The sequence below is a fragment of the Kribbella sp. genome (genome assembly GCF_035687465.1).
GTDB lineage: Bacteria > Actinomycetota > Actinomycetes > Propionibacteriales > Kribbellaceae > Kribbella.
Map to the genome: position 1 here is coordinate 1 of NZ_DASRXP010000083.1, position 4,242 is coordinate 4,242.

Genomic DNA, 4,242 nt, shown 5'->3' on the forward strand with positions numbered 1-4,242 from the left:
CCGAGAGAGCGCTCACCCCGGCGATCCCGACGAACAACGTGCGGAACGGCGTGGCGTCTGCGGTCCGCCCACCGATGGTGATCCCGATCAGCGACCCCACGCCGTACAGGGCCAGGACGCCGGGGACCGCCTCGGAGGGCAGCCCGGTGCTTTCGGTCAGCAGGGGAGCGAGGTAGCTGAAGATCACCAGGATCGCGGCAGTGATCAGCGCGGTGGTCGCATAGGACAACCACAACCGTGGGTTGCCCATCGCCCGCAGTTCGTTCCTGAGCTGGGGAGCGCTCTCCGGGTCCGGCCGCCCGCCGGGAATCGTCGAGATCACGCCGGCCATCGCGAGCACAGACATCGCCGCCACCGCCCAGAACGCGGCCCGCCAGCCGAGGTTCTGGCCGATCACGGTGCCGACCGGCAGACCGATGATGGTGGCGATGGTGAGACCGCCGGCGACGACGCTCATCGCCTTCGCCCGGTTGTTCGGTTGCACGAGCCCGACTGCCGTGACAGCCGCGACCGCCCAGAACCCGGCGTACACGAAGGCTCCGACCACCCGGGTGATGAGCAGGACCGTGTAGTTCGGGGTGAGCGCTCCCGCGACGTGGGTGACCGCGAAGATCGCCAGGAACACCAGCAGCGCGGTACGGCGTGGCCAGCGCAGCGTGACGACCGCGAGCACCGGGGCTCCGATCAGCATGCCGACGGCGAAGGCGGAGATCAGCAGTCCGGCGTCCGGGATGGACACGCCGAGGTCGCCGGCCAGTTCGGGGAGCAGGCCCGCGAGCATCAACTCGGAGGTTCCCTGGGCGAAGATCGCCAGTCCCAGAATGTAGACGGCAAGCGGCATACGTGATCGATCCTCCGGAGTCTGGGTCGTGGACGGACGGCTCAGAAAGCGCGGATCACCAGCTGTAGCGCACAGCAACCCGCAAGTCGCTCATCGTGACATACGTCGGTGTCACACCTCTACCGGCGTCTCACCCCGCGACCCGGCCGACGGCGAAACGCTCGGTGGACAGGACCGGTTTGGGTTGATCGGGCATCGTTGGTGCATGAGTTACCCGAGTCCCGCCCGGCGGACCAGCAGCGTCGTCGACCGCGCGCGGATCGGCAGTGGCATCAAGCTGCTGATCGCGCTGGTCGGACTGATGTGGGTCAGTGAGATCGTCGACACCGCGCTCAACGGTGAGCTCGACCAGTACGGGATCATCGCCCGGGAACCGGACGGCCTGGTCGGCATCATCACCGCGCCGTTCCTGCACCTCGGGTTCGGCCACCTGATCTCGAACACGCTCCCGCTGGTCACCCTCGGCCTGCTGATCGCGGTCAGCGGCGCGAAGCGGCTGTTCTCCGTCACCGCCCTGGTCACCGTGCTCGGCGGCTTCGGCACCTGGCTCGTCTCGCCGCCACATACCGTGACGATCGGCGCGAGCGGCCTGGTCTTCGGGTACGCCGCGTACCTGATCGCCCGGGGCATCTTCAACCGCCGGATCAGCCAGGTCCTGATCGGCGTGGTCGTGGTTCTCGTCTGGGGGAGCGCTCTCCTCGGCGGCCTGCTACCCCAGGACGGCATCTCCTGGCAGGGCCACCTCTTCGGCGCCATCGCCGGCGTCATCGCAGCCTGGGTCCTCGCCGACGACTCCCGCAAAACCCCCGCCCGCACCGTCTGATCTCTAGTCCAGAGTTGAGGGGTCTGTGTTGGCGCCGCACACGACCACCAGGACTCGTTCGTCGGCGCCCGGCCGGTAGGCGCCGCTCAGCAGGGCTGCCTGCGTAACCGCGGCACCGTGCTCGACCGCCAGGTGGTACTCGTGCCACAGCTGGTTGCGAGCGGCAACGATCGCGTCCTCGTCCACCAGCACCGACCGGACGTTGTTCGCCCGGACCGCCTCGAACGCCAGGCTCCCGAGCCGCCGCGCCCCGAGCGAGTCCGCAGCCAGACCGCCCACCTGGACGTCGACCGGTTGCCCGTCCTCGAGCGCCCGGTGCAGCGTCGGCGCCAACTCCGGCTCGACCCCGATCACCTGGGCACGATCACCGATCGCGGTCGCGATGCCGGCGATCAGACCACCTCCACCGACCGCGACCAGCACGGTGTCGAAGCCGTCGACCTGCTTGAGCAACTCGAGCCCAAGAGTCCCTTGCCCGGCAACGACCTCAGGCTGGTCGTACGCATGCACCAGCAGCGCTCCCGATTCCTCACACGCGACCACGGCGGCCGCGTAGGCCTCGGCGTACTCGCTGCCGACCTGGACGACATCGGCGTCGAGTGTCTTCAGCCGCTTCACCTTCGGCGCGGGAGCGCTCTCCGGCACGAAGATCCGAGCCGGTACGCCGAGTTCGCGGGCCGCGTAGGCAGCGGCCAGACCCGCGTTCCCACCGGACGCAGCGACCACACCCTGGCCGGTGAGAGTGCCTTGCTCCTTGGCCGACAGCAGCCGGTTGAACGCACCCCGCGGCTTGAAGGAGCCGACGTGCTGCAGCAGTTCGAGTTTGAACGTGAGCGTGGGCGCCACCTGCAGCACCGGCGTCCGGCGTACCCGGCCTCCGATCCGTCGAGCGGCTGCCTGAATGTCCTCACGAGTCACGGTCATGTCTCCAACCCTGCCATGGCCCTGTCATCGGTGTCGGTGCCCTGTCATCGGTGTCGATGCCCTGTCATCGGTGTCGATGATAGGCAAGACTGCGACTGGCTGATGGAGGCGAGCGGATGGGCGCGTACGACGAGAGTTATCGCCGCAGTCTGGCGGATCCGGAGGGTTTCTGGCTGGAGGCTGCTGCCGCGATCTCGTGGACCCGGCCGCCGACCCGGGCGCTGGACGATTCGGCCGCGCCGCTCTACCGGTGGTTCCCGGACGGCGAGCTGAACACGGCGTACAACGCGCTCGACCGGCACGTCGAGGCGGGCGACGGCGATCGCATCGCGCTGATCTACGACTCACCGGTGACCGGGACCTCGCGCACCTACTCCTACCGCGAGCTGCGGGACGAGGTCGCGGTGTTCGCGGGCGGGTTGAGGTCGCTGGGAGTCGGCAAGGGCGATCGCGTGATCGTGTACATGCCGATGGTGCCTGAGGCCGTGATCACGATGCTGGCCTGCGCGCGGCTCGGCGCGATCCACTCGGTCGTGTTCGGCGGGTTCGCGCCGAAGGAGCTGGCGGCGCGGATCGACGACGCGACGCCGAAGGTGATCGTGGCCGCCTCTTGCGGGATCGAACCGACCCGGGTGGTCGAGTACCTGCCGATCATCGAGTCCGCGCTCACCCTGGCCGCGCACCAGCCGGACCACACGATCGTGCTGCAGCGCGAGAACGCACCCGGGAAACTCGGAGAGCGCGATCTCGACTGGGAAACGGTGATCTCGGCCGGCTCCGCTGCTCCGGCCGAGCCGGTGCCGGTGGCCGCGACCGATCCGCTGTATGTGCTCTACACCTCCGGGACGACGGGCCGACCGAAGGGCGTCGTACGGGACAACGGCGGTCACGCGGTGGCGCTGGCCTGGTCGATGAGAGCGGTCTACGACATCGGGCCCGGCGACGTCTGGTGGACCGCCTCCGACGTCGGCTGGGTCGTCGGCCACTCCTACATCGTCTATGCGCCGCTCCTGGTCGGCGCCACCACCGTCCTCTACGAGGGCAAGCCAGTCGGTACGCCGGACGCGGGTGCGTTCTGGCGGGTGATCTCCGAGCATCACGCGAGAGCGCTCTTCACGGCTCCCACGGCACTCCGGGCGATCAAGAAGGTCGATCCGGACGGACTCGAGCTGGCGAAGTACGACCTCGGTGACTTCCGCACGCTCTTCCTCGCCGGCGAACGCCTCGACCCCGAGACGTATCACTGGGCCCACGACAAGCTCGGAGTACTGGTCGTCGACCACTGGTGGCAAACGGAGACCGGCTGGCCCATCGTGGCCAATCCCCGCGGTCTCGAACCGCTACCGATCAAGCCTGGTTCCGCGACCGTCCCGCTGCCGGGATGGAACGTCCAGATCCTCGATGCCGAGGGGCTGCCGTTGCCTCCGGGGGAGGAGGGGGCGATCGCGATCAAGCTGCCGCTTCCTCCGGGCGCGCTGCCGACCCTCTGGGGTGACGATCAGCGGTACATCGACAACTACCTGAGCCGGTACGACGGGTTCTACCTGACCGGTGATTCCGGCTATATCGATGCCGACGGCTACATCTTCGTGATGGGCCGGACGGACGACGTCATCAACGTGGCAGGACACCGACTGTCGACCGGCAGCATGGA

At 68.5% G+C, this 4,242-nt stretch carries 4 protein-coding genes; 2 read left to right on the top strand and 2 right to left on the bottom strand.

The window, feature by feature from the left end; translation table 11 throughout:
- On the bottom strand, positions 1 to 841 hold an 841-nt coding region (locus tag VFG33_RS04055; RefSeq protein ID WP_325022503.1), incomplete at its 3' end, for a Cmx/CmrA family chloramphenicol efflux MFS transporter.
- Positions 842 to 1,046: 205 nt separating this feature from the next.
- On the opposite strand from VFG33_RS04055, the gene VFG33_RS04060 reads away from it, so the two are divergent.
- Positions 1,047 to 1,664, top strand: coding sequence for a rhomboid family intramembrane serine protease (locus tag VFG33_RS04060; RefSeq protein WP_325022506.1), 618 nt, complete (start codon positions 1,047 to 1,049; stop codon positions 1,662 to 1,664).
- Positions 1,665 to 1,667: 3 nt separating this feature from the next.
- Here VFG33_RS04060 and VFG33_RS04065 read toward each other — a convergent pair whose 3' ends face one another.
- The gene (locus tag VFG33_RS04065) at positions 1,668 to 2,588 is read right to left on the bottom strand and encodes a threonine/serine dehydratase (protein ID WP_325022507.1); all 921 of its coding nucleotides are present in this window, start codon (positions 2,586 to 2,588) and stop codon (positions 1,668 to 1,670) included.
- Positions 2,589 to 2,704: 116 nt separating this feature from the next.
- On the opposite strand from VFG33_RS04065, the gene VFG33_RS04070 reads away from it, so the two are divergent.
- Positions 2,705 to 4,242 (top strand): AMP-binding protein (locus VFG33_RS04070; protein WP_325022509.1); only part of this gene is annotated, 1,538 nt, incomplete at its 3' end.

Coding starts and splice junctions, on each gene's coding strand:
- VFG33_RS04060 (WP_325022506.1), top strand. CDS start 1,047: ATGAGTTACCCGAGTCCCGCCCGGCGGACCAGCAGCGTCGTCGACCGC.
- VFG33_RS04065 (WP_325022507.1), bottom strand. CDS start 2,588: ATGACCGTGACTCGTGAGGACATTCAGGCAGCCGCTCGACGGATCGGA.